The 25,753-nt window shown below is 72.3% G+C and carries 18 protein-coding genes; 8 read left to right on the top strand and 10 right to left on the bottom strand.

Going from position 1 to position 25,753, the window contains the following annotated elements; genetic code table 11:
- Positions 1–18: 18 nt before the first annotated feature.
- Together A6R01_RS01770 and A6R01_RS01765 are read left to right on the top strand one after the other, a co-directional pair.
- Positions 19–813 carry a TetR/AcrR family transcriptional regulator gene (locus A6R01_RS01770; RefSeq protein ID WP_292602949.1) on the top strand — a complete coding sequence of 265 codons (795 nt, stop codon included), beginning with the start codon at positions 19–21 and terminating at the stop codon, positions 811–813.
- Positions 738–2,384: an SDR family NAD(P)-dependent oxidoreductase gene (locus A6R01_RS01765; protein WP_292603423.1), complete on the top strand. Its 1,647-nt coding sequence runs from the start codon at positions 738–740 to the stop codon at positions 2,382–2,384. Before A6R01_RS01770 ends, A6R01_RS01765 begins: the two co-directional genes overlap by 76 nt.
- Before the next feature lie 21 nt (positions 2,385–2,405).
- Here the strand turns inward: A6R01_RS01765 and A6R01_RS01760 are convergent, their stop codons facing one another.
- Genes A6R01_RS01760 through A6R01_RS01750 form a run of 3 tightly spaced genes read right to left on the bottom strand, consistent with a single transcriptional unit; the run spans position 2,406 to position 6,529 of the window.
- Positions 2,406–3,347: an SCP2 sterol-binding domain-containing protein gene (locus A6R01_RS01760; protein ID WP_292602947.1), complete on the bottom strand. Its 942-nt coding sequence runs from the start codon at positions 3,345–3,347 to the stop codon at positions 2,406–2,408.
- Between the two features lie 25 nt (positions 3,348–3,372).
- Positions 3,373–4,317, bottom strand: coding sequence for a DNA-3-methyladenine glycosylase 2 family protein (locus tag A6R01_RS01755; protein ID WP_292602945.1), 945 nt, complete (start codon positions 4,315–4,317; stop codon positions 3,373–3,375).
- Between the two features lie 10 nt (positions 4,318–4,327).
- Entirely contained in the window at positions 4,328–6,529 is a 2,202-nt protein-coding gene (locus A6R01_RS01750; protein WP_292602943.1) for a molybdopterin-dependent oxidoreductase, read from the bottom strand.
- Between the two features lie 47 nt (positions 6,530–6,576).
- Between A6R01_RS01750 and A6R01_RS01745 the strand changes: the two genes are divergently transcribed.
- The gene (locus tag A6R01_RS01745; RefSeq protein ID WP_292602941.1) at positions 6,577–7,362 is read left to right on the top strand and encodes an enoyl-CoA hydratase-related protein; all 786 of its coding nucleotides are present in this window, start codon (positions 6,577–6,579) and stop codon (positions 7,360–7,362) included.
- A gap of 51 nt (positions 7,363–7,413) precedes the next feature.
- Here A6R01_RS01745 and A6R01_RS01740 read toward each other — a convergent pair whose 3' ends face one another.
- Positions 7,414–10,662, bottom strand: a complete 3,249-nt coding sequence (locus tag A6R01_RS01740) for a M36 family metallopeptidase (protein WP_292602939.1) — start codon at positions 10,660–10,662, stop codon at positions 7,414–7,416.
- Positions 10,663–10,848: 186 nt separating this feature from the next.
- Here A6R01_RS01740 and A6R01_RS01735 point away from each other — a divergent pair, with 186 nt between their 5' ends.
- Positions 10,849–13,014: a TetR family transcriptional regulator gene (locus tag A6R01_RS01735; RefSeq protein ID WP_292602937.1), complete on the top strand. Its 2,166-nt coding sequence runs from the start codon at positions 10,849–10,851 to the stop codon at positions 13,012–13,014.
- A 134-nt stretch (positions 13,015–13,148) separates the two neighbouring features.
- Here A6R01_RS01735 and A6R01_RS01730 read toward each other — a convergent pair whose 3' ends face one another.
- The gene (locus A6R01_RS01730; RefSeq protein ID WP_292602935.1) at positions 13,149–14,432 is read right to left on the bottom strand and encodes an acetyl-CoA C-acetyltransferase; all 1,284 of its coding nucleotides are present in this window, start codon (positions 14,430–14,432) and stop codon (positions 13,149–13,151) included.
- A 171-nt stretch (positions 14,433–14,603) separates the two neighbouring features.
- On the opposite strand from A6R01_RS01730, the gene A6R01_RS01725 reads away from it, so the two are divergent.
- Both A6R01_RS01725 and A6R01_RS01720 read left to right on the top strand, forming a co-directional pair.
- Positions 14,604–15,938, top strand: coding sequence for a 3-oxoacyl-ACP reductase (locus A6R01_RS01725; RefSeq protein ID WP_292602933.1), 1,335 nt, complete (start codon positions 14,604–14,606; stop codon positions 15,936–15,938).
- A gap of 1 nt (position 15,939) precedes the next feature.
- Positions 15,940–16,827 carry a MaoC/PaaZ C-terminal domain-containing protein gene (locus A6R01_RS01720; protein WP_292603421.1) on the top strand — a complete coding sequence of 296 codons (888 nt, stop codon included), beginning with the start codon at positions 15,940–15,942 and terminating at the stop codon, positions 16,825–16,827.
- Between the two features lie 29 nt (positions 16,828–16,856).
- Here the strand turns inward: A6R01_RS01720 and A6R01_RS01715 are convergent, their stop codons facing one another.
- From A6R01_RS01715 to A6R01_RS01700, 4 genes are all read right to left on the bottom strand, one after another.
- Positions 16,857–18,065 (bottom strand): VCBS repeat domain-containing M23 family metallopeptidase, encoded by a 1,209-nt coding sequence (locus tag A6R01_RS01715; protein ID WP_292602931.1) that lies wholly within the window; start codon positions 18,063–18,065, stop codon positions 16,857–16,859.
- A gap of 121 nt (positions 18,066–18,186) precedes the next feature.
- Positions 18,187–19,074 (bottom strand): acyl-CoA thioesterase II, encoded by an 888-nt coding sequence (locus A6R01_RS01710; RefSeq protein WP_292602929.1) that lies wholly within the window; start codon positions 19,072–19,074, stop codon positions 18,187–18,189.
- Positions 19,071–19,919, bottom strand: a complete 849-nt coding sequence (locus A6R01_RS01705; protein WP_292602927.1) for an acyl-CoA thioesterase II — start codon at positions 19,917–19,919, stop codon at positions 19,071–19,073. The genes A6R01_RS01710 and A6R01_RS01705 overlap by 4 nt, the downstream gene beginning before the upstream one ends.
- Positions 19,920–20,888, bottom strand: a complete 969-nt coding sequence (locus A6R01_RS01700) for a PAC2 family protein (RefSeq protein ID WP_292602925.1) — start codon at positions 20,886–20,888, stop codon at positions 19,920–19,922.
- A 237-nt stretch (positions 20,889–21,125) separates the two neighbouring features.
- Between A6R01_RS01700 and A6R01_RS01695 the strand changes: the two genes are divergently transcribed.
- Entirely contained in the window at positions 21,126–22,325 is a 1,200-nt protein-coding gene (locus tag A6R01_RS01695) for a thiolase family protein (protein ID WP_292602923.1), read from the top strand.
- Position 22,326: 1 nt separating this feature from the next.
- The gene (locus A6R01_RS01690) at positions 22,327–24,396 is read left to right on the top strand and encodes a 3-hydroxyacyl-CoA dehydrogenase NAD-binding domain-containing protein (protein WP_292602921.1); all 2,070 of its coding nucleotides are present in this window, start codon (positions 22,327–22,329) and stop codon (positions 24,394–24,396) included.
- A 58-nt stretch (positions 24,397–24,454) separates the two neighbouring features.
- Here A6R01_RS01690 and A6R01_RS01685 read toward each other — a convergent pair whose 3' ends face one another.
- On the bottom strand, positions 24,455–25,726 hold the full coding sequence (locus A6R01_RS01685; protein ID WP_292602919.1) for a hypothetical protein: 1,272 nt from the start codon (positions 25,724–25,726) through the stop codon (positions 24,455–24,457).
- Positions 25,727–25,753 lie beyond the last annotated feature (27 nt).

Below are 25,753 nucleotides of genomic sequence, written 5' to 3'. Positions count from 1 at the left end.
GTAGGTGACCGTCGCCACATGTCCAACACACCGCAGCGCGTGCGCCCTCTACGCCGGGAGGTGCGGGCGCAGGTCTTGGCAGCCGCCAAGGACGTCTTCTTCGACGTCGGCTTCCACCGTGCGTCCCTCGCGCAGATCGCCGAGCGAGCCGGATTCACCAAGGGCGCGCTCTACTCGAACTTCGACAGCAAGGACGACCTCTTCCTCGCTCTGCTGGAGCAGGAGGTCACCTCCCGCGTGGAGATGCTCCAACAGCTGGTCACCGGCAGACTGCTGCAGCTGGGCACCGTGTCCGAAGGCCTCCTCGCGATCACCGAGGACTCCTCGACCCTGCTCGTCTTCGCGGAGTTCCGAGCCTATGCCGCCAATGAACCGGCGATCGCACAGCGGCTCGCCGAGGTGCGCGCGCACCTGCTCGCCTGGATGGCCGAGCGCATCGAGGAGGAGGTGGCCGCCCTCGGACTGGAGTTGCGGGTCCCGGCCGCCGAGGCGGCGGCCCTCATGGCCGCCCTGGTGAGCGGACTCGCGCTCGAGCAGGTCGGCGCCGACCGCCGGGTCGTCAGCGCCGCGAGCCTGGACCGGGTCCTCATGGCGCTGCTCGCCCAGCCCTCCAGCCAGCCCCGCGCCGGGCCCGTCTCCCCCACCGACGCAACCGAGGAGCCATCATGCCCCCCCACCGCGGCAGGTCGACGAGACGCGTCCGCCGGTTCCACGACTTCGAGGGAGTCGACGCGTTCATCACTGGCGCCGCCAGCGGCATCGGACGGTCGCTCGCCGAGCAGCTCGGCTCGGCCGGCGCAAGGCTCCACCTGACCGACATCTCGGCCGCAGGGCTGGCCGAGGTGTCGACGGCCATCTCCGCCGCGGGCGGCACGGTCGTGCTGGCACGAGCTGCCGACGTCAGCGACTACGACGCCGTCCGAGACCTGGCGTCAGCCGTGGCCGAGGCCTCAGGCGCGATGGACCTGGTGTGCAACGTCGCCGGTGTCGCTCACTGGGGAACCATCAGCGCCCTGGAGCACCAGGACTGGCAGCGCATCGTGGACGTCAAACTGATGGGGCCCCGGCTGGACCGCAGGTCGCTCCGCGTCCGGCACCACGGCCCGACTACCGTGGGGCCCGTGAACCCCCGCCCCAGCAGCCGCCTGGACGCTCTGCTGCGGGTGCTGCGTCGCACGCTGCTGACCGTGGTCGGCGTGCAGTTCGGGCTCGCCATCGCGATGACGCTCGTCGACTCCTACCGGCGGCGCGGCAAGAAGCCGGGCGAGTTCCCGGTCACCCCGCCGGCCGAGGTGCCGATCGGCGAGAGCACCGTGACGACGTACACCTACGGCCAGCACCTCTACGACGACATGCTCGCCGCCATCGAGGGCGCGCAGAAGCAGATCCTCTTCGAGACCTACATCTGGAAGGGCGACGCCACCGGCGAGCGGTTCAAGCAGGCGCTGGCCGACGCCGCCGCGCGTGGCGTGGAGGTCTACTGCATCTACGACGGCTTCGCGAACCTCGTGGTCTCACCGGTCTTCATGCGGTTCCCCCGCTCGATGAAGGTGCTGCGCTTCCCGGTCTACTCCGCGGGGCTGCGCTTCTTCGACCTGCGTCGCTACGGTCGCGACCACCGCAAGATCCTGGTCGTGGACTCCGAGATCGGCTTCGTGGGCGGCTTCAACATCGGCGACGCCTACGCCACCGAGTGGCGCGACACCCACGTGCGCATCACCGGGCCCGGCGTGTGGGACCTGCAACGCGCCGTCGCCGACTTCTGGAACCTGCACCGGCGTCGCCGGCTTCGTCCCAGCGAGCGCCCGCTGCTGCTGGAGACCGCGTCGGACTGGGAGCCGCGGATCCGGATCCAGCGCAACGTGCCGCGCCTGTGGATGTTCCCCATCCGGTCGATGTACCTCGAGGCCATCAACCGCGCCAGTCGCAACATCTGGATCACCACCGCTTACTTCCTGCCCGACCAGGACTTCGTCGACGCGCTCAAGGACGCGGCCGCCCGGGGCGTGGACGTCCGGCTGCTCGTGCCGCTGAAGTCCAACCACATCGTGGCCGACTGGGTCTCGCGCGGCTACTTCTCGCAGCTGCTCGAGGCCGGGGTGCGGATCCTGCGCTACCGCGACGCGATGGTGCACGCCAAGACCGCCACCGTCGACGGCACCTGGACGACCGTCGGCACCGCCAACATCGACCGACTCAGCCTCTCGGGCAACTACGAGATCAACGTCGAAGTGATCGACGCCGGGCTCGCGCACCAGATGGAGGAGGTCTTCCGCGTCGACGAGTCGCACTGCCTCGAGCTCACCGTCGGCGAGTGGGAGGCGCGCGACCTGCACCGCAAGTTCACCGAGTTCGTGCTGGCGCCGCTGCGGCCGTTGCTGTGACGCGGGCCAGGTGACTGCGGCTCAGGCCTTCGGGATGTCCAGCACCGAGGCGAGCTGCAGCGCCTTCGCCTTCTCCCCGCGCACCTTGAGCTGACCGCGCAGCACGCCGGTGACGGCGGACAGGTGCCCGGTGGCCAGGCGCAGGAAGTCGTGGCCCTCGCAGGTGATCGTGGCGTCCCGGTCGCCGCCGACGTCGCCGGGCTCGACCTTGCACGCGCCGTGGTCGACGCGCACGACGTAGCGCTCCGGCTCCGCACCGGGGCCGCCGAGCAGCCGGAACCCCACGGCCAGGTCGGCCTTGGCGGAGCGTCGTGGGTTCACGAAGTCGGGCAGCCGCCGGAAGATCTCCTCCAGCACCACGGGCCGGAACCCGCCGGACATCACCTCGCGCAGGTGCTCGGTCGACACCCCCGCCAGGGCGCGGGCCACGTCCACGGGGTCGAGGGCGGTCGGGTCGACCGCGACCTCGTCGGTGCCCGGGATGGTGAAGAGGCCGCCGACGGCCAGGGCGAGCGCGGCGTCGCCCTCGACGTGCAGCCGTCCGGCGAGGTAGTCCAGCGCGGCGTTGCCCTGACCGCTGACGAGCCGGACGAACCCGATGACGGAGGTGCCCAGCACCACGTCGCTCGCCGCGGTGGCCGGTACGTCGGCCTCGACCGTGATCGAGCCGGACCCGATCCGCAGCAGGTGGTGCCCCAGGCGCGCGTCGTCGCGGGTGAGGTCGATCCGCACCGTCCCGGTCAGCTCGGCGAGGCGGTCGCGGTCGGCGTACTCGTGCAGGCGAGAGAGGACACCCCGGACGGCGGGCAGCCGGATCTCGTCGCGGCCCACGAGGGCGCGCAGCTCGTCGTCGCCGGTGCGCCGGAGTGCCTCCACCAGCGCCTCGGCGTCGGCCTCGGAGAAGAACCGGGTCGCCTCGTCGGCGGTGGCGTGGTGCAGGACGTCGAGGGTTACCTGTGTCACAGCGTCACGATAACCGCCGCCGGACTCAGCCGCGGGTGACTCGCGCAGGAAGGTGCGTCCGCGGCGCCATCCGGGGCCCGCGACGCGGCCGGTGCAGCCCGGCCACGCCGATCAGCAGCGGCACCCGGCCGCGATGGGGGCGCCAGGGCTCGAGGTAGGCGCGCATCTCCTCGTCGTCGAAGGGCGTGCCGGTCAGCGCCCAGCCGACGTCCTTGGCGACGTGGTAGTCGCCGAAGCTGACCGCGTCGGGGTCGCCCAGGGCTCGCTGGCGCACCTCGGCGCTGGTCCACTCCCCCACCCCCGGCAGGCTCCGGAGGCGACGCTCGGCCTCCTCGCCGTCCAGGCCCGCGAGCCGCTCGAGGGAGTCGGCGACCCGCGCGACCGTCACGATCGTGCGCGAGCGGGCATGGTCGACGTGCATGCGCAACCACTCCCAGGACGGGACGGTGCGCAGGGTGGCGGCATCGGGCTGCACCCACAGCCGCATCTCGCGACCGGGGCCGGGAGCCCGCTCCCCGAAGCGGTGGACGAGCATCCGGAACCCGGCGAAGGCCTCCTGGCCGGTCACCTTCTGCTCGATGATCGCCGGGACGAGCGCCTCCATCACCAGGCCGGTGCGGCCGGTCCGCAGGTGGGGGTGACGCCGGCGCGCCTCCTCCAGCACCGGGTGCCGGGGCTCGAACCCGCTCCAGTCGTCGTGCGCGCCGAGCAGCCCCGGCAGCGAGTCGAGCACCCAGTCGGCGCCCGGGCCCCAGGCCGACGCCCGGACCTCGCCGACGGAGGGGGCGGACCCCACCCGCAGCGTGGCGGGGCCCTCGGGTGTGCGCGTGCCGCGCCAGACGCGTCCGGCATCGTCGATGCGGAACGTCGGGTCCCCCGCTCCGCGGCGCAACGGTCGCAGCGGGCCCGTGACCGAGCACGGCCAGTCGGGGCGCCAGGTGCGCTGCCGCTCGCCGTCCGTGCCACTCACCCCGACGACGCTAGCCGACCGCCCCGACAGCCGACTCCAGACGCACGGGGATGCCGTTGAGGCGAGCCATCCCGGCCAGGAACTCCACGTCCTCGACGCGGGCCGAGGCCAGCTCGTTGGTGTTGGCTCCCCCGGCGGCGTTGGCCACCGTCCAGCCCGCCGCGTGGCCCCAGCCGTGCGGGCAGGCGATCGTGCCCCGGCGTACCTCGTCGGTGAGCAGGGCGACCGTCTCGATCACCCCCGCCGCCGAGGTCAGCCGCACCGTGTCTCCGTCGGCCACTCCCGCCGCGGCGGCGTCCCCGGGATGGATGCGGGCGGCGTGCCGCCGGTTGCGGCCCTTCATCAGCGTCGGGCTGTTGTGCATCCAGGAGTTCTGCGACCGCATCTCCCGCAGCCCGATCATCCGCAGCGGGTACGCCGGATCCGCCTCGACCTCGAGGGCCGACCGCAGCCGGTCCCACTCGGCCGCGAGCTGGGCGGGGGCGAGGTCCACCTTGCCGTGCGGGTGCCGCACGACCTCGGCGAGCCGGCCGCCCCGCGCGGGCGGGAGCATCACGCCGTGCCGCTCGGCCCGCAGCCGCTTCAGGCTCAGCCCGCCCCTGCGCAGGCCGAAGCGGTCGCCGTGCGGTCCGGTGCGCAGCAGCAGGTCGACCAGCGTCCACGGGGTCACCCGGACGCCGGCGCGACGCGCAAGCGTGCGCAGCGGCCTGGTGACCGCGGCGGCCCACGACGGGAGGAACAGCGAGATCCCCGCACGCCGGGCGATCTCGTCGAAGACCTCCCACTCGGCCCGCGCCTCCCCGGCGGGCTCGAGCACCGCTGGCGTGTGCTGGACGTGCGGCCAGGGGCTGGACGCCACGATCGCGAACGGCACGTCCTCGCGCTCCAGCCAGGTCGTCGCGGGCAGGACGTAGTCGGCGTGCCGGTTGGTCTCGTTGACGTAGAGGTCGAGCGCGACCATCAGGTCCAGCTGCTCCAGCGCCGCCGCGAGGCCGGGTCCGTCGACGCTGCTCAGCACCGGGTTGCCGGCCAGCACGAAGAGCGCTCGCAGCTGCCCCTCGCCGGGTGTGGTGATCTCGTCGGCCATGATCGCCGCCGGCCAGGTGTCCATGACGTCGGGGAACCCGCCGATCCGGCTGCGCCGGGTGTCGTAGCCGAGCCGGCCGGCCTTCTCGGCCGTCTCCTCGAACGGCACCACCGCCTGGCCGAGGAGCACCCCGCCCTCGCGGTCCAGGTTGCCGGTCAGCAGCGCGAGGGCGTCGATCAGCACGCTGACCAGGGTGGCGTGCTCGCCCAGGCAGGTGCCGGTGCGCCCATAGACGGCGGCACGCGGTGCCGCCGCGAGGTCGCGCGCCAACGACCGGACGACGTCCGGGTCGATCCCGGTGCGGGCCACCGTCGCCTCGGGGGTGAAGGGCGCCACCGCCGCGAGCAGCGTCTCGGCCCCGACGGACTGGCGGTCGATGGCCTCCTGGTCGACGAGGCCCTCCTCGGCCACCACCTGGATCAGCGAGGCCAGCAGGAACGCGTCGCCGTCGGGCTCGATCGAGACGTGCTCGAAGGCCTTGGCGGTCTCGCTGCGCCGCGGGTCGACCACGACGACGCGGCCGCCTCCGGCCACGATGGCCGAGAGGTGCTCCTTCACGCGCGGGGCACGCACCCCGCTCGCCCGCGATACCAGCGGGTTCGCGCCGAGCACCAGCAGCAGGTCGGTGCCCCGCAGGTCGGGGAACGGCACCTGGGAGATCGACCCGTAGAGCAGCTTGCTGGCGACGTACCGGCTGTTGATGTCCTGACTGCCCACGGAGTACTGGTGGCCGGTGCCGAGCGCCGTCATCAGGGCGCCCGCCCACAGGGTGCCGGTGATGTTGAACCCGACGGGGTTGCCGAAGAACTGACCGACCGTTCCGCCGCCGTGGGTGTCGAGCAGGGCGCGCAGCCGGACGGCGATGTCGTCGAGGGCCTCGTCCCACGAGACCTGCTCGAACTCCCCCAGCGCTCCGCCGGCCACCCGCCGCAGCGGGTGGAGCACCCGGTCGGGGTCGTGCTGGACCTCGGGGAAGGCCAATCCCTTGGGACAGGCGTAGCCCTGACTGAGCGGGTGCTCGTCGTCGGGCCGCAGCGAGATCAGCCGCCCGTCCTCGACGGTCGCGATCATCCCGCAGAGCGGCTCGCAGATGCGGCAGTAGGTGGAGACGGTCCTCTGGGTCACACGGACATACTGGAACACGTTCTACTTGTGGATCTAGTGTTCGGGGCATGGTCCTGCAGATCCACGACGACAAGCGCGTGCGCACCCTGACCCTCGATCGTCCCGACGCGCTCAACGCGTTCAACATCGAGCTGTACGACGCCACGGCCCGGGCCCTGCGCGAGGCTGCCGAGGAACCCGGCGTCGCCGTGGTGCTGCTGACCGGCAACGGTCGCGCGTTCAGCGCGGGGACGGACCTGCTGGAGATGGCCCGGATCGCCGCCGACCCCGACTTCGACCAGGGCGAGGGCGGCTTCGTGAACCTCGTCGACGCCCTCGTGGACTTCCCCAAGCCGCTGGTGGTCGCCGTCAACGGGCTGGGCCTGGGCATCGGCTGCACGGTGCTGGGCTTCGCCGACATCGCCTTCATGTCGACCACCGCGCGACTCAAGTGCCCGTTCACCTCCTTGGGGGTCGCCCCGGAGGCCGCGTCCTCCTACCTGCTGCCGCTGCTGATCGGACGCCAGGCGGCGTCGTGGCTGCTGATGTCGGCGGAGTGGTTCGGCGCCGAGCAGGCGCTGGAGATGGGCCTGGTGCGCCGGGTGTGCGAGCCCGACGAGCTGCTCCCGGTCGCCCGCGAGCACGCCGAGCTGCTGGCCAGCCGGCCCATCTCGTCCCTCGTCGCGGTCAAGCGCACGATCATCGAGCCGTTGCGCGCCGGGATCGGCGCCGCCCGGGCACGGGAGAACGCCGCCTTCGCCGAGCTGATGGGCGGTCCGGCCAACACCGAGGCGCTGACCGCGTTCGCCGAGGGCAGGGAGGCCGACTTCACGACGCTGCCGCCGGGCTGGTGAGCCCGGCGGCAGCCGTCGTGCAGGTGGTCCGGGTCGAGCAGGTCGAGCGGGTCAGCGCGGCTCGCTGATGGTCACGTCGAACGACGCGCCGCCGCCGTACAGCAGCAGGAAGCCGACGTACGCCGCCCCGGCCGGGATCGTCTTCGTCTCGCCGAAGAGGGCGAACCCACCGGTCATCGGCGCGCAGTCCTCGTCGTAGGCGTAGCCGAGCCACTCGCCGATCGGCACGCTGCCCTCGTAGGTGACCGCGTGCAGACCGTCGCCGGCCCCCTCGGGGAGCTCGGTGATCCAGGCGTCGATGCCGTTGCCGGCCGGCACGTCACCGCAGGCACCGGTCCAGCTGAGCTCGGTGGCGCCGGGACGGTAGGGGTCGAGACCGAGCAGCGAGCCCTGGGCGATGTTGCCCACCGCGACCGACCCGGGGGTGGTCACCGGCTGGTCGGGCTTGGGCTGCTTCGGCTCGATGCCGGAGACCCGGCCGAAGGCCTGGACCTCGGCGACGATCGCGGTCGAGGCGTAGTCGACGGTGTCGCCCAGCGCCGCGTTGGGCACGACCCGGACGAACTTCGCCCGCACCGGCTTCTTCAGCCGCAGGCTCTGCATCATCAGGTCGCTGACGGCCGGGCGGGGCCCCTTCATGCGGAACGTCGCGACCTCGGCGGTGCGCCAGGACCTCCCGTTCATCGACGTCTGCACGGTCACCTTGCGGGCCGCCGCGAACCGGGGCAGACCGACCGGCTTGACCACGCTCACGTTCACGGTGTCGATCACGCTGCGCTTGGCGAGCTTCACGACCGCCGTCGCGTCCTTGCCCTCGTTGTAGGCCACCCCGGCGTCCTCGGTCTGCCAGCCGGTCGCCTCGGTGTCGTCGAAGGCGTTCTGGGCCGGCAGAGCGGACGCCTGGCTCGAGACCTTGGTGAGCGTGGCGCCCGAGGACTGCGAGAGCAGGTTGGGACGCAGGGCCACCTTGCGGGTGACCTTGCGGCCCCGCGGCACGACGACCTCGAGGCGCTGCTGGCCGAAGCCGGGCGCCTGCAGGGTGAGCGTGTAGCGGCCGGCGGCCATCCGTGCCGTGGTGACACCGGAGCCGTTCGTGGTCGTGATCGGGGTGGTGCGACCCTCGAAGAGGCCGCCGAGCACACGGACGCCCTTGACCGGCCGCCCGGTCGAGGGGTTCACCACCCGGAACGTGACGGTGCCGTTCTGGGACGACGTCGGGACGTCGAAGCCGGGCACCGGAGCGGTGTCCGCCTCGCCGGTGGTCGAGGCCGAGACGCCCATGCCACGCTCGGCGAAGCCGGCCCAGACCTCGTCGAGGTACTTCTTCTTGTAGCGCAGCTCCGCGGCGGCGACGATCGCGTCGCGCATGTCGAGCATGCTGGGGGACGGCGGGCTCAGCGGCATCGCGTCGGTCACCATGTGCTCGGCGATGTCACTGGCCTTCTTGTGGTTCCCGCCCACGGCCCGGAGGATCTTGTCGCGGACGGTCCACAGGGTCGTGGCCCAGATCTCGCCGTCGGAGTGCACCTGGGGCCCGGACATGTCGTAGCCGTAGTCGCCGTAGGTCAGCGGGCTGGTGGCGTAGTTCCAGTTGCGGATGCCGCGCTTCTCGTCACCGACGTACGCCGCGGTGACGGCGGTGCGGGTGAGGCCGCGCCGGAAGAGGTCGTTCATGGCGTACCAGTCGCCCCAGCCCTCGCCCATCGCGCCGGACTGGCCGCCGGCCAGCGAGCCGAGGCCGCCGCCGCCGACGTAGCGGTTGCTCAGGCCGTGGACGTACTCGTGCTGGATGATCGAGGTGTCGAAGTCGCCGTCGCGGGGCTCGGCCTCGAAGACGTCGTCGACGAACTCCCACAGGTACATGTTGGTGAAGCCGGGGATGCCGTCGGGCAGCGTGAGCATGTTGGCGTTGTTGCGGCCCAGCGGCAGTACCGCCTCGGTGAGGTTGAGCGCACCCGACTGGGCGCCGCCCATCACCGGGTCACCACCGAGCGGGAGGGAGCCGCTGGTCGGGTCGTTGACCAGCTGGAAGTTGCCGCCGGTCTCGGTGAACCCGAACTCGTAGAGCTCGTCGTGGATCCGGTTGTGGTGGTAGAAGAGGTTGGTCGCGGCGGCGTTCGCGTCCGGGATGAAGCTGCCGGTGGAGCCGTCGCTGGTGCGCCAGGAGTCGGGGAACTCGTAGTTGAAGTCACCGGTCGGGGCGACCGGGCGGTTGTACTGGTCGGCCGCCACCAGGGGCACCGTCCAGGCGATGGCGGTGTTGGCGTTGTTGCCCAGCGTCGTGATGCCCGGCAGGCCGAGCAGGCCCGTCGGGTCCAACCAGCCTCCGGGGCTGGTGTCGGTGGGGCCGAAGCTCTTGACGACCGGCTCGCCGCCCTTCTTCGCCCCGGGGTAGTTCTCGTAGATCGTGCCCTCGGCGTGCTGCACCAGGCTCTTGCGGAACAGCGGACGACCCGTCTGGGCGTCCACGATGACGGCGTAGGCCTCGTCGATGCTCTTGATGACCAGCGCGGCGAAGGCGGCGCGGCCGCCCTGCGCGGTGGGGAACGCGACCCTGCGGACGTACTGCGTGGTGCCGAGACCGCCGGCCTTGAAGACCTCGTACCCGCCCTGCGCCCTCCCCGTCGCGACGGCGGTCCACGAGGCCAGGTCCGGGCTCAGGGCCCGGACGGTGCGCTGCAGCGCCTGGGCCGGGGAGAGGTCGAAGGAGCCGAGCAGACCGGTGGCCCGCACCGGGTCCCCGGCGTAGCGCACCACACGACCCTGGCGGTCGACGAGCACGGTCAGGATGGCGCCGATCCCCGACGCCACCCCGCCGAAGGTCTGGGCGTAGCTGATGACGGTGGCGCCGATCTTCGGCAGCTCGTGGTCACGGACCAGCTCGAGCCGGGCGATGTCGCGGGCCGAGAGGCCGAACGCCGCGGCGTGCTCGGTCAGCCACTCCCGGGCGATGGTCTCCGGCGCCCCGCTGCGCTTGCCGCTCAGGAACCCGCCGGCGACCTCGATGCTGCGCGGGGTCCCGGTGGCGTTCCAGGTCACCTCGGCCCCACGCAGCGACCCGAGCGCGGTGCGCTGCGCGGTCGTCGGCGCCACGGCGCCGTCGCCGGCACGGGTGTCGAAGGCCAGGGTCGGGAGCAGCTCCCCGCCCAGCGGCAGGACCAGCGCGTCCCTCGCCGAGGCCAGGAGGTCCCGCACCGGGCCGGTGGTGGGGGCCGTCGACTGCGCTGCCTGCGAGAGCGTGGGGGTCGCGATCAGGGAGGCCGCGAGGCCTGCCAGCGCGATCTTGCGGGAGAGGAACACGTGGGGCCCTTGGGGGTGAGTCGGGTCGTGGCGGCGGCCGGCCGGTCCGGGTGAGGACCTGCATCGCGCTGACCGGCCCAACGAGGCCCCCGGGGGTAAGTCACGCTCTCAGGCCGGCTGCGCACAGATTCACAGGCGGCTCCGGCGGGTGTGGGCGGCGTCGGTGGCCGGTGCTTGGCTGGCCCCGTGCTGCTCCACGACCTGGTCTCCACCTCCGCCGAGGTCGCCTCGACCCGCTCGCGCAAGGCGAAGGTCGCGGCGTTGGCTTCGCTGCTCTCGCGCACCCCGACCGAGGAGGTCGGGCTCGTCGTCTCCTACCTCAGCGGCCGGTTGCTGCAGCGCCGCACCGGGGTCGGGTGGCGGTCGCTGACGTCGCTCCCGGACCCCGCCGACGAGCCGTCGCTGACGGTCGTGGAGGTCCACGAGGCGTTCGAGTCGCTCTCGGCGCTGGCCGGGCCGGGCTCGGCCAGCTCGCGGGCGACCGGCGTGGCCTCGTTGTTCGGTCGCGCGACGGCCGAGGAGCAGCAGTGGTTGCGTGGCCTGGTCACCGGTGAGGTGCGCCAGGGGGCGCTCGACGCGGTTGTCCAGGAGGGGCTCGCGGTGGCCGGAGGCGTGCCGCTCACCGTCGTACGCCGCGCGGCGATGCTGGCGGGGTCGACCGTCGCGATCGCGGAGGCGGCGCTGGGCGAGGGCGAGGCGGGCCTGGCGCGGTTCCGGCTGGAGGTGGGCCGCCCGGTGCTGCCGATGCTCGCCTCGTCGGCCCCCGACGTCGACGCAGCCCTCGCGAAGGCCGCTGGCGACGGCGGGGCGGTCGTCGTCGACGCCAAGCTCGACGGCATCCGGGTCCAGGTGCACCGCGACGGCGACGACGTGCTCGTGGTGACCCGGAGCCTCGACGACATCACGACGAGGCTGCCGGAGGTGGTCGCGGTGGCCCGGTCGCTGCGCTCGGAGCGGTTCGTGCTCGACGGCGAGGCGCTCGCGGTCGGCGCGGACGGGCGGCCGCGCCCCTTCCAGGAGACGTCCTCGCGCACCGCGCAGGCGAGCGGGGCGGTGATCAGCCCGTTCTTCTTCGACGTGCTGCACCTCGACGGGGAGGACCTCATGGAGTCCCCCGGCCACGTGCGCGCGGCGGCCCTCGAGAGGCTGGTCCCCGCCGAGCACCGGGTGCAGAGGCTGGAGACCACCTCGGTCGAGGAGGCCGAGTCGTTCCTGGCGGCGCAGATCAGCGCCGGGCACGAGGGGGTCGTCGTCAAGAGCCCGTCAGCGGCGTACGACGCGGGCAGGCGGGGTGCGGCGTGGGTGAAGGTGAAGCCGGTGCACACCCTGGACCTCGTCGTGGTGGCCGTCGAGTGGGGCTCGGGCCGCCGCTCGGGGCTGCTGTCCAACATCCACCTCGCCGCGCGTGACGGCGACGAGCTGGTGATGCTCGGCAAGACCTTCAAGGGGATGGCCGACGAGGTCCTGGCCTGGCAGACCGAGCGGTTCCTCGCCCTCGAGACCCACCGCGAGGGCCACGCACCTCGCCTGACGCCGTCACCCGCCGAACCGGCGTATCAATACGCCGGCTCGGCACGAAGGGGGTCGGAACGAGGGGACGTGACGTTGCTGTCACAAGCGTGCAACTCCGAGTTGCACACGCGTATCGTCACCAGCATGACCTCGCGTGCCCCTGAGACCGACGGCCGACGCTCCGCCGCCGCGGCCCGTCGCCGCGCCCGGGAGGCGGAGATCCTGCAGGCGACCCGCGCGCTCTTCGACGAGCGCGGCGTGCGCGACGCCCAGATCGAGGACATCGCCAAGGCGGTCGGCATCAACCGGGCGATCGTCTACCGCCACTTCAGCGGCAAGGAGGAGCTCTTCGCCCTCACGCTGGTGGGCTACCTCGACGAGATGCGCACCGCGCTCGAGACCGCTTCGTCTGCTGGCGGTCCGGCCGAGGAGCGGCTGGCCCGAATCGTGGGGGCGTTCGTCGACTACGCCCTCGAGCACCCGGCGTTCGTCGACTGCGCCCAGGCGCTCATGCGTCGCTCGGGCCCCGAGCTGCTCGACGAGATCTCCGAGAGCGCGCTGTTCCGCCTCGGACGCGGCATCTCCGGGTGCCTGTCGATCCTCTCGGGCGCGCTCGAGGACGGCGTGCGCGCGGGTGACTTCTCCGTCAGCGACCCAACCCTCCTCGCCAACACCCTCTACGCCAGTGGTCTGGGCGCCCTCCAGCTCGCCCGCGTCGGCATCCTGGTCAAGGAGGCCGCGCCCGGCGTCCCCACGGTCGGCGAGATCTCCCACGACCAGGTGCGTGACTATCTGGTCGTCTCCGCCCTCGCGCTCGCCCGCGGCGGCGGCCGCGCCTGACGCCTCCCCACCCTCGGGACGTCATACGTCCCGCACGAGCGGACGTCCCGTCCGTATGACGTCACACGGACGCACCACGGCCCCGCCTCCACGCAGGAGACGGGGCCGCAGTGATCAGGCAGTCAGGCGTCGAATCAGGGGCGCTCGAGGATGGCGGTCACGCCCTGGCCGCCGGCGGCGCACACGGAGATGACGCCCTTGCCGGATCCCTTCTGGGCCAGCAGCTTGGCCAGCACCGGGAGGATCCGGCCGCCGGTCGCGGCGAACGGGTGGCCCGCGGCGAGCGAGGAGCCGTTGACGTTGAGCTTGGCGCGGTCGATCGAGCCCAGCGGGGCGTCGAGGCCGAGGCGCTCCTTGCAGAACACCGGGTCCTCCCAGGCCGCCAGCGTGGCGAGCACCTGGGAGGCGAAGGCCTCGTGGATCTCGTAGTAGTCGAAGTCCTGCAGCGACAGGCCGGCACGGGTCAGCATCCGGGCCATGGCGTACGCCGGAGCCATCAGCAGGCCCTCGCCACCGTGGACGTAGTCGACCGCGGCGGTCTCGTACTCGGTGATGTAGGCCAGGATCGGGAGACCCCGCTCCTTGGCCCACTCCTCCGAGGCCAGCAGCACGACGGAGGCACCGTCGGTCAGCGGGGTGGAGTTGGCGGCCGTCATCGTGGCGGCCTCGCCCTTGCCGAAGACCGGCTTGAGCTTGGAGAGCTTCTCGACCGAGGAGTCCGGCCGCAGGTTGGAGTCACGCTCCAGCCCGCGGAACGGGGTGATCTGGTCGTCGAGGAAGCCGGCGTCGTACGCCGCGGCGAGCTTCTGGTGCGAGGAGGCGGCCAGCTCGTCCTGCGCCTCGCGGCTGATCTGCCACTCCAGGGCGGTCAGCGCGGCGTGCTCACCCATCGACATGCCGGTGCGGGGCTCACCGTTCTGCGGGATGGACAGGCCGATGTCACCGGGACGGATGGCGCCGAGGGCGGCCAGCCGGCCCTTGGTGTCCTTCGCGGCGTTGACCTTGAGCAGCTTCTTGCGCAGCTTCTCGCTGATGGCGACCGGGGCGTCGGAGGTGGTGTCGGTGCCACCGGCGATGCCGACGTCGATCTGACCCAGGGCGATCTTGTTGGCGACCTGGATGGCGGCCTGCAGGCCGGTGCCGCAGGCCTGCTGGATGTCGGTGGCGGGGGTCTCGGGCGCCAGCTTGGAGCCGAGCACCGCCTCGCGGGTCAGGTTGAAGTCGCGGGAGTGCTTGAGCACGGCGCCGGCGACGACCTCGCCCACCGCCTCACCGGCCAGGCCGAAGCGGTCGACGAGACCGTCGATGGCCGCGGTCAGCATCTCCTGGTTGGAGGCCGTGGCGTAGTGGGTGTTGGAGCGGGCGAAGGGGATCCGGTTGCCGCCGACGATGGCGACACGACGAGTCTGGGTCTGCATGCCCCCATCCTTGCGCCGAAGCCGCTCGCGGAGAAGGCTGTGAGTGGCACGTCACGAAATGTGGACACTGAGTTACACGTTTAGTTACATGCTCGTGGCCACCCGAGCCACCGCTGCCGAGCCCGGCAGCACCCGCGTCAGCAGTCGACCCGTCGGAGGAACCGCGCGCCCATGAGCGACAAGTACCAGAGCTTCACCCAGTCCCCGCTGGGCAAGATCCTCGTCAAGAACCTCGGGCTCCCCGCCCCCACCCCGCTCGAGCGCTACACCGCCGGCGACCCGCTGGTCGACGGCACCGTCGTCGTGGGCGGCACCGGCCGCCTCGTGGAGTCGCTGCCGGGCCTGCTCGACACCGTCGGCATCGCCAGCACCGTCGTCACCGAGGACGACCAGTTGTACAAGGGCCTGGTCTTCGACGCCACCGGTCTCACCAACGCCGACCAGCTCGTCGCCCTCCAGCAGTTCTTCACCCCGCTGATGCGCAGCCTGGCCTCGTGCCCGCGCGTCGTGGTCATCGGCACCCCGCCGGAGCAGTGCAGCGGCTCCGAGCGCGTCGCCCAGCGCGCGCTCGAGGGCTTCACCCGCAGCCTCGGCAAGGAGATCGGCCGCGGCGGCACCTCGCAGCTCGTCTACGTCGCCGAGGGCGCCGAGGGCGCGGCCACCAGCACCCTGGCCTTCCTGCTCTCCCCCAAGTCCGCCTACGTCTCGGGCCAGGTCGTGCGCATCGGCGCCACCGGTACGACGAAGGCCGCTGCGGTCGCCGACTGGCAGCAGCCGCTGGCCGGCAAGGTCGCCCTGGTGACCGGCGCCAGCCGCGGCATCGGTGAGCAGATCGCCCGCGTCCTGCACCGTGACGGCGCCACCGTCGTGGGCGTCGACGTGCCGCAGGCCGCCAACGAGCTGCAGTCGCTGATGAAGGAGCTCGACGGCGACTGGCTGACCCTCGACATCACGGCCAAGGACGCCCCGCAGCGCATCGCGCACCACCTGTCCACCAAGCACGGCGGGGTCGACGTGGTCGTCCACAACGCCGGCATCACCCGCGACAAGAAGCTCGCCAACATGAGCGAGGACCGCTGGGAGTCGGTGATCGCGGTCAACCTCACCGCGCCGGAGAGGATCACCCGCGAGCTGCTGGACCAGAAGGTCGTCAACAAGGGCGGCTCCATCGTCGGCGTCGCGAGCATCGCCGGCATCGCGGGCAACGTCGGCCAGACCAACTACGCCGCCTCCAAGGCCGGCGTGATCGGCTTCGTCGACTCCCTCAAGGACGAGCTGAAGGACGGCATCACCGTCAACGCCGTCGCCCCGGGCTTCATCATCACCGCGATGACCGCGGCGGTCCCGCTGGCCACCCGCGAGGTCGGCCAGCGCCTCAACGCCATGTCCCAGGGCGGCCTGCCCGTCGACGTCGCCGAGACCATCGCCTGGTTCGCCTCCCCCGGCTCCACCGCCGTCAACGGCAACGTGGTGCGGGTCTGCGGCCAGATGATGCTGGGTGCCTGAGATGGCCGACGCCTCGCAGAGCACCACCCACGACGGCTCCGCCGGTCTCGGCACGCTGCTGCGCGCGGCGCTGCCGAGCATCCCGGTGGTCGGCTCGCTCCCCGGCGTGCGCAAGGCGTCGGCCGACGACTTCGGCGGCCTGTCCTACGACCGGCCGCCGGTCACGGTCGACGGCGAGCACGTCCGCGCGTACGCCGAGGTCTGCGGCTTCCCGCACAAGGACACCGTGCCGCTGACCTACCCGCACATGCTGGCCTTCGGCCTCCACATGGCGATCATGACCGACCCGGCGTTCCCGGCCCCGGCCATCGGCACGGTGCACCTGGAGAACTCCGTCACCCGCTACCGGCAGATCAGCATCGGCGACACCCTGCAGGTCTCTGCGAGCGTGTCCCCGTCACGTCCCCACGCCAAGGGCAAGGTCTTCGACTTCACCACTGCGATCGCCGACGCCGACGGCACCCCGGTCTGGGAGAGCACCAGCTCCTACCTGCGGCGCGGCAAGGGCGACTCCGACGCCCCGGCCGGCCTCGAGATCCCGACCACGCCGTCCAACGGCGTCGTCTGGAAGCTCCCGGCCGACCTGGGCCGTCAGTACGCCGCGGTCTCCGGCGACCACAACCCGATCCATCTGTACCCCGTCACCGCGAAGGCACTGGGCTTCCCGCGCCAGATCGCGCACGGCATGTGGAGCCTGGCCCGGTGCGTGGCGGCACTGGAGAACCGTCTGCCCGAGGCCGTCACCGTCGACTGCGCGTTCAAGAAGCCGATCCTGCTGCCCGGCAAGGTCGCCTTCGGCTCCGAGCGGTACGACGACGGCTACCTGTTCTCCCTCACCGACCCGCGCTCGTCGGCCCCGCACCTCGTGGGGCGCGCGGCCGCGCACTGACGGTCGGCGCAGGTCTCGGCCGACCGTGCTCAGCGCGGTCGGCCGAACCGCCGCGCGGCGGTGGTCTCCCGGGCGGCGGTCGCCGAGGCGGCCCGTCGCTCCGAGAACGTCGCCGTGGCCGGTGTCCACACGCCGACCTCGGTCGTGGCGTTGCCGTCCCAGTCACCGGCGACCGGCAGGTCCCCCGGTTGGCCGAACTGCACCTGCGCGGTCCACACCAGGCCGTCGGCGTCCTCGCGTCGCAGCGTGAAGGTGGCCGTGCTCTGGTCGAAGACGCCGAGGTCGGTGCGACCGTCACCGTCCCAGTCGCCGGTCACCGGGATGTCCCCGGCGTCACCGAGCACGACCGAACGCAGCGAGCCGTCGGCTCCGCGCAACCGCCACGTCCCGGTCGCGGGCGTCCGGACACCGACCTCCCACAGGCCGTCGCCGTCCCAGTCGCCGGCCACCGGCTGGTCCGAAGCGCTGCCCAGCGGCACGTGGCTGGTGGATCTCTTGCCCACGCGCAGCGTGAAGACACCGGTGTCGGGTGTCCAGACCCCGAGGTTGGCCTTGCCGTTGCCGTCCCAGTCGCCGAGCACCGGCTCGTCCGACGCGGTCCCCAGACGCATCCTCTTGGGCGCCTTGCCGGCCCGCTGGACGAGGAACTGCGAGCGCTTGGCCCGCCGGTAGACCACGAGCTCGGCGGCGGGCTTGCCGATCATGTTCGCCGCCATCGGCACGTCGACGCAGTTGGCCGAGCGCTGGGTGGAGCCGTAGACGAACGCGGCACCGTCGAACCACGCCTCGACGTCCTTGCGGTCCAGGCGCTGCTCGTAGTGCAGGTGCGGGCCGGTGGAGTTGCCCGTCGAGCCGACCGTGCCGAGCTGGGCGGCCTGGTCGACGTGCTGACCCTCGACGACGTGCACCTCGTCGAGGTGGGCGTAGACGGTGGACTCGCCGTCGCCGTGATCGAGCACCACGTGGTGGCCGTAGCCCTTGTTCGAGGACGCCTCGGCGGTCGTCACCACACCGGGCGCGGAGGCCACCACCGGGTCACCGTCGTCGTCGGCGCGGTTCCAGTCGATGGAGCGCGGGCTCGGGCTGTGGCCCGAACGCGTGGTGCCCTTCCACTCCTGCCCGCAGGGGAAGGGCATCTGGTGGTCGGTGACCGGCTGCGCCCACGCCCCGGCAGGGAGACCGACCAGCACCACCGCGCCGACCAACGTGCCCGCACCCACCGTCCGCAGCCGCGCCACGGGTCCTCCTGTCGACAGGGGCGGACCCGGTCACACCCACCTCAGGAGGGCACAGCCGCCACTTTCGTCACAAAAGTAACGACATGTCGGCGTGTTTGTCACGAATTACATGCTTGTTGTGCTATCCGCGTGGCCTGATCAGGCCCTCCTGGGCCACCGTGGCGACCAGCGTCCCGTCCTCGGTGAAGACCCGCCCGATCGCCAGACCGCGAGCCGACTGCGCCGACGGCGACCACTGGTCGTAGAGCCACCAGCGGTCGGCGCGGAAGGGGCGGTGGAACCAGATGGTGTGGTCCAGCGAGGCCATCTGGGTCTTGTGCGGGCTGACCGGGTGCGCCGCGAGCGTCGCCCCGAGCAGCGAGACGTCGGAGGCGAAGGTGAAGGCCGCGACGTGGGTGACCGGGTCGTCGCCGAGGTCGCCGTTGACCTTCGCCCACATCCGCGCGCGGGAGGGGTGGACCGGATCCGGCTCGAGGCCGTGCTTGGAGTTGCCGACCCAGCGGACGTCGAGGGCGGCCCACTCGCGTCCCAGCGCCTCGGCGTCGCTGTTGCCGCGCACGCTCATCAGCTCGACGAGGTCCAGGCCCTCGGCGGGCGGGATGACGTCCGGCATCGCGTCCTGGTGGCTGAAGCCCTCCTCCTCGCGCTGGAAGTTGGCGGTGAGGAAGTAGATCGCCCGCCCGTGCTGACGCGCGGCCACCCGGCGGGTCAGGAACGAGCGCCCGTCGCGGATGCGCTCGACGTCGTAGACGATCGGGATGCTCGGGTCGCCGGGGAGCAGGAAGTAGGAGTGCAGCGAGTGCACCCCGAACTCCTCGGGCACGGTGCGGATGCCGGCGCACAGCGCCTGCGCGGCGACCTGTCCGCCGAAGACCCGGCCCCGGGGCGTGTAGACGTTGCTGCCGCGGTAGAGGTCCTGGTCGATCGTCTCGAGGTCGAGCAGCTCGACCAGCTCGTCGACGGCACCCTGGTCGGGCTCGCGCAGGGGTGTCGGCTCGGGGACCTTCATCGCGAGCTCTCCCGAGCACGCCGCAGCAGGGCCTCCTGCGCCGTGGAGCCGACCAGTCGGCCGTCCTCGGTGAAGACCCGTGAGTTGATCAGCGCCCGGCCACCGGTCGCGCGAGGGGCGTGCTGGTCGTAGAGCCACCACCGGTCGGCCCGGAAGGGCTCGTGGAACCACACGGCGTGGTCGAGGGAGGCGATCATGATGTCGGGGCCCCCGAGCCGGTAGCCGTGCGGCGCGAGTGCAGCGCCGGCCAGGGTCATGTCGGAGGCGTAGGCGAACGCGGCCGCGTGCACCAGCGGGTCGTCGGGCAGCTCCCCGTCGATGCGCAGCCAGAAGCGCTGGCGACCGGGGCGCTGCGGGTCCTCGGGCAGCAGGTCGGCCGAGGAGCCGACGTACCGCATCGAGATCGCGCCCCACTCCGAGAGCTCCTCACCGCGACCGGCCTGCGGGTCGAAGCAGTCCTCGGGCGCGGGGACGTCGTCGGGGAAGGCGTCCTGGTGCTCGAGCCCGTCCTCGGGCTTCTGGAAGTCGGTGGTCATCACGAAGATCGGCCGACCGTGCTGGCGCGCCAGCACCCGGCGCGTCGCGAACGAGCGACCGCTGCGCAGCTCCTCGACGTCGTAGACGATCGGAGCCCCGGTGTCTCCGGGCTGCAGGAAGTAGGAGTGCAGCGAGTGCACCACGTAGGCGGGGTCGGTCGTCCGCGACGCGGCCACCAGCGCCTGGGCCGCCACCTGCCCACCGAAGACCCGCGGCAGGACGGAGTCCTGCTGGGCACCCCGGAAGAGGTTGTCGTCGATCGTCTCGAGGTCAAGGAGCGAGAGCAGCTCGCCCACGTCGCGGGGCACTCAGGCACCACCGTTCCGGTCGTCGGGATCAGAGGGGTCGCCGGGCTCGTCGAGCCCGGCGAGGAACTGCTCGAACTGCTGGCCGATCTCCTCACCGGTCGGCAGCGGCTCGTCGGGCGCCAGCAGCGAGGCACCGCTCTCCTCGGCACGCTCGAACGCGTCGTACTGACGCTCGAGGGCGGCCACCACGTCGGCGACCTCGTCGTGCTCGGCGAGGTACGTCGCGATCTCGGCCTCCCGGTCCTCCGCCTCGGCCCGCAGGCCGGAGAGGTCCACCGTCAAGCGACCCGCGAGCTCGACCTGCTCCAGCAGCGCGGCGGACGCCTGCGGGTAGGCCAGCTGGGCGAGGTAGTGCGGGATGTGGGCGACGAAGCCCTGCATCGGGTGGTCCCACTCCCCCATCCGGATCTCCAGCAGGGCCTGCGCGCTGCTGGGCACCCGCAGCTCGCCGCGCCAGGGAGAGGCGCCGATGAGCAGCTCGGGGTCGTTCGCGTGGTGGGTGATCGCGATCGGCCGCGTGTGCGGGACCGCCATCGGGACCGAGCCCATGCTGATCGTGCGCGTGACCGAGAAGCGCTCGACGACCTCGCGCACCGCGCGGGCGAAGCCCTCCCAGCGGATGTCGGGCTCGGGCCCCTGCAGCAGCAGGTACGGCGTCCCGCCGGTGTCGTGGAGCAGGCGCACCACCAGGCGGGGCGCGTCGTAGTCCTGGTAGCGGTCGACCACGAAGGAGACGGCGGGGCGGCGGGCGCGGTAGTCGTGCAGCTCGTCGACCTCGAAGGTCGCCACGACCCGACCGGCACCGGGTCCGTCGTCGAGGTCCACGAGGTGCTGGGCGGCCCGGGCGGCGGCGCTGCCGGCGTCGAGGAACCCGTCGAGGACCACCACCATCGTCAGCGACTCCGGCCGCTGCGGGCCGTCGAGCTCGGGCACCTCGTCCACGATGTGCACCAGGCGGTTGTCGGCCACGGTGGGTCCACGCTCCTCACGGCTGGGGGAATCCTGCGGGTCTGGTCCTCGAGCGATCCAGGGGGCGATCCATGGCGTGATCGACCGGGCGATCGCTCGGTGGGCGCAAGCCCGGAGCGGCCCACGATATTCCCGGCCGTCCCGGCGCCGCACCACGCCGTCCACCCAATCATTACCCGTCGGTAGTACCGGCAGGTAACATCGCTTCGTCCAGAGCACCCACCTCCAGGAGACCCCGTGCCCCGACAGCTGCGAGAGGTCGTCTTCGTCGACGGCGTGCGCACCCCCTTCGGCAAGGCCAAGGGCCAGTACGCCGAGACCCGCGCCGACGACCTCGTCATCAAGTGCATCCGCGAGCTCATGCGTCGCAACCCCGGGCTCCCGCCCGAGCGGGTCGACGAGGTCGCGATCGCCGCCACCACCCAGATCGGCGACCAGGGCCTGACCATCGGCCGCACCGCCGCCCTGCTCTCCGGGCTGCCCCAGTCGGTGCCCGGCTACGCCATCGACCGCATGTGCGCCGGCGCCATGACCGCCGTGACCACCACCGCCGGCGGCATCGCCTTCGGCTCCTACGACGTCGCCATCGCCGGCGGTGTCGAGCACATGGGCCGCCACCCGATGGGCGAGGGCGTGGACCCCAACCCGCGCATCCTCTCCGAGCGCATCGTCAACCCCGACGCGCTGGTGATGGGCAAGACCGCGGAGAACCTCCACGACCGCTACCCCACGATCACCAAGGAGCGCGTCGACGCCTACGCCGTGCGCTCCCAGGCCAAGACCGCGGCCGCCTACGAGGCCGGCGCGATCCAGCCCGACCTGGTGCCGGTCGCCACCCGCTCCGCCGAGGAGGGCTGGGGCCTGGCCACCACCGACGAGCCGATGCGCCCGCAGACGACGATGGAGAGCCTCGCCGGCCTCAAGACGCCGTTCCGCGCCGCCGGCAAGGTGACCGCGGGCAACGCCGCCGGCATCAACGACGGCGCCACCGCAGCGCTGCTCGCCGAGGAGGAGACCGCCAAGGAGCTCGGCCTGCCGATCAAGATGCGGCTGGTGTCCTACTCCTTCGTGGGCGTCGAGCCCGAGGTCATGGGCGCGGGCCCGATCCCCGCCACCGAGAAGGCGCTCAAGCAGGCCGGGCTGACCATCGACGACATCGAGGCCTTCGAGGTCAACGAGGCCTTCGCCGTGCAGGTGCTGGCCTTCCTCGAGCACTTCGGCATCGCCGACGACGACGCGCGCGTCAACCCCTACGGCGGCGCGATCGCCATGGGTCACCCACTGGCCTCCTCGGGCGTGCGCCTGATGAGCCAGCTCGCGCGCCAGTTCGAGGAGCGCCCCGAGGTCCGCTACGGCCTCACCACCATGTGCATCGGCATCGGCATGGGCGGCACCGTCATCTGGGAGAACCCCCACTGGACCGGAGAGAAGGCCTGACATGAGCGACATCTCGACCCTCCTGGCCCGCGCCGAGGAGATCTCCTCCGACGCCGAGCGCGTCACCGAGGCCAAGCTGCGCAAGGTGACCCTGCCGGGCGGCGCCGGCGTGATCGGCCTGATCACCCTCGACAACGGCGAGGACCACACCAAGCCCAACACCTTCGGTCCCCGCGGCCTGATCAGCCTCAACACCGCCATCGACGCGGCGCTGGCCGACGACGAGGTGACCGCGCTGGCTGTGACCGGCAAGCCGTTCATCCTGGCCGCGGGCGCCGACCTCACCTCGATCGCCGGCGGCGGCCCGGACGCCGTGCGCGTGGTGGCCGAGCTCGGTCACGCGGTCTTCCGCAAGCTCGGCGACGGCCAGAAGCCCTCCTTCGGGTTCATCAACGGCCTCTCGCTGGGCGGCGGCCTCGAGGTCGCGCTGCACTGCACCTACCGCACCGTCATGGACTCCGCACCGGCCCTGGGCCTGCCCGAGGTCATGCTCGGCCTGGTCCCCGGCTGGGGCGGCGCGTTCCTCGTGCCGAACCTCGTCGGTGCCGACACCGCGGTGACGCTGATCATCGAGAACCCCCTCAACAACGGCAGGACCGTCGGCGGCCAGCAGGCCTTCGAGCTCGGTCTCGCCGACGCGGTCTTCTCCGGCGCCGACTTCCTCGAGCAGTCCCTGCTCTGGGCGGGCGACGTCCTCACCGGCAAGGTCGCCGTCGAGCGGCCCGAGGTCGACCGCGGGGAGGCGTGGGACGCCGCCGTACGCCGTGCCGAGCAGGTCGCCCTGGCCCGCACCGGTGGCGCCAGCCCGGCCGCCGCCAAGGCCGTCGAGCTGCTCGCCGCGGCCAAGGACGGCGACCGCGACGCCGGCTTCGCCCGCGAGGACGACGCCCTGCACGCGCTGTCGCAGACCCCCGAGCTGCTGGCCAGCCTCTACTCCTTCGACCTGGTGCAGAAGCGCGCCAAGCGCCCCGCCGGTGCGCCCGACAAGTCGCTGGCCCGCCCGGTGACCAAGGTCGGCATCGTCGGCGCCGGCCTGATGGCCAGCCAGATGGCGCTGCTGTTCGTGCGCCGTCTCGAGGTCCCGGTCGTGCTGACCGACCTCGACCAGGAGCGCGTCGACAAGGGCGTGGGCTACGTCCACGCCGAGATCGACAAGCTGCTGGCCAAGGGTCGGATCAACCAGGACAAGGCCAACCGCCACAAGGCCCTGGTCACCGGCTCGGTCGACAAGGCCGAGGGCTTCGCCGGCGCGGACTTCGTCATCGAGGCCGTGTTCGAGGAGATGGGCGTCAAGAAGGCCGTCTTCGCCGACGTGGAGAAGGTCGTCAGCGCCGAGTGCGTGCTGGCCACCAACACCTCCTCGCTCTCGATCACCGAGATGGCCGCCGACCTCGAGCACCCCGAGCGGGTCGTGGGCTTCCACTTCTTCAACCCCGTCGCGGTCATGCCGCTGCTGGAGATCGTGCAGGGCGAGAAGACCGACGACGCGACGCTGGCCACCGCCTTCGGCACCGGCAAGGCGCTGAAGAAGACCACCATCCTGGTCCAGGACAGCCCGTCGTTCATCGTCAACCGCCTCCTCGGCCGCTTCATGTCCGAGGTCAGCCGGATCCTCGACGAGGGCACCCCGATCGACGTGGTCGACGGTGCGTTCGCCGGCGTCGCCCCGATGCCGCCGTTCACGCTGATCGCGCTCGTCGGTCCGGCCATCGCGCTGCACAACACCGAGACGCTGGCCGCGGCCTTCCCCGACCGCTTCTACGTCTCCCCCGCCCTCGAGCGGGTCGTGGCGGCGAAGAAGGGTGCCTACTTCGGTCCCGACGGGTCGCTGGACCCCGAGGTCGAGGCGCTGCTGGAGAAGCCGGCCGAGCCGAAGGTCCTGGCCAAGGAGGAGGTGCGCCGCACGGTGCTCTCCGGCCTCGCGCAGGAGGCCCGCCTGATGCTCGACGAGGGCGTCGTCGCGGCGGCCGAGGACCTGGACCTGGCGATGATCACCGGTGCGGGCTTCGCCTTCTGGAACGGCGGCCTGACCATGCTGCTCGAGCGCGAGGGCCTGGGCTCGTTCCACTGAGCCCTCCCGGTGTGAGCACGACACCAACGCAGGACTGATCGGTGGCGGCGTGCGGACCTCAGGGTCCGTACGTCGCCACCATCTGCTTCGCGGCCCTGCGCGCCAGGTCGCGTGGGCCCCCCCCGGTGAGCCGCCGCAGCGCCTCAGCGCCCCGCTCGTCCACGGAGCCGTCGGCCGGCACGCTGCCCAGCTCGTCGACCAGCTGCCACAGGACCCGGTCGCCGTAGGACGTCGCCAGGTGCTCGCACGCCCACCACGACAGCCCGTAGTTGGCCCCCTGGAGGCTCCCGTTGAAGTCCACCGACGCGGGCAGGTCCAGCTCCCCGGACTCCAGCGCGTCGCGGGCCGCCACCAGCGACGCGGTGGACAGGGCGCGGTCCTGTGGCGCCAGCGGCCGCACCGAGACCCACTCCGCGACACCCTCCGAGAGCCAGGTCGGCACGTCGTCGTCGCGCCGTCCCAGGGCCACGTGGGTCAGCTCGTGGCGGAGCAGCCGGTCGCGGGCGGCGTCCTGGCGGCCCAGCATCCGGGGGTGCAGCGCCACCCGGACACCCGCGATCGCCGCGAAGGGGTCCGCGTCGTCGACCGGCACCGGGAACGCCACGGCGTCCACCAGGTCCGGGTCGCCCCCGGGCAGCTGCTCCAGCGACGCCATGAACGCGGTGTCGGACAGCGCGTAGAGCACCACCCGATGGTCCCAGTCGTAGGGCACGACCGCACTCACGTCGGAGATGGCCCGCTGCGCGGAGTCCAGCAGCTCCGCGGACCGGTCGACGCTCCCGACGTCGAAGACACCCAGGACGCCGGCCACGCTGCGGACCTCCACCGGGCCGCGGTCCCACGGCTGAGCCAGGACGCCGTTGCGCTCCTCCCACTCGGCGTCGGTCACCGACGCCAGCCGCAGGCGGCCGCGCGAGTCCGGCGTGAAGAGGTAGCGGTCGCGCGAGACGACCGGCTCGTCGTCGTACCCCTCCAGCTGGAGGTGGACCCGCACCACGACCCAGTAGGACCCGTCGACCCGCAGGATGTCGGCGGCGTCGAAGGAGTAGCGGAAGACGCCCAGCGGCAGCTGGCGCACCGAGGTGAAGTACGCCGCCTGGGCGCGCCGGAACGCGCGGTCGCCCGCGACGAGGCCGGACCGGAACTGTCGGGCGCGGTCCTCACGGACGGCGACGGCTCGGCGTCGAAGCACCCGGGTCAGGTCCTCCACGACCCCAGGGGGCGGTGGCGCCGCCGAGGTCGGCAGCGGTGACCCCTCGGTGTCGTCGTCGAACAGCGTGCAGCCGCTCAGCGCACCGAGCGCCAGCACGACCGCCAGCAGCAGCCGCACCGCTCCCGGTGCGACCGGCCGGCTGCG

The sequence above is a fragment of the Nocardioides sp. REDSEA-S30_B4 genome, assembly GCF_001627265.1.
Lineage (GTDB): Bacteria > Actinomycetota > Actinomycetes > Propionibacteriales > Nocardioidaceae > Nocardioides.
This window is presented reverse-complemented; position numbering and strand designations above follow the sequence as displayed.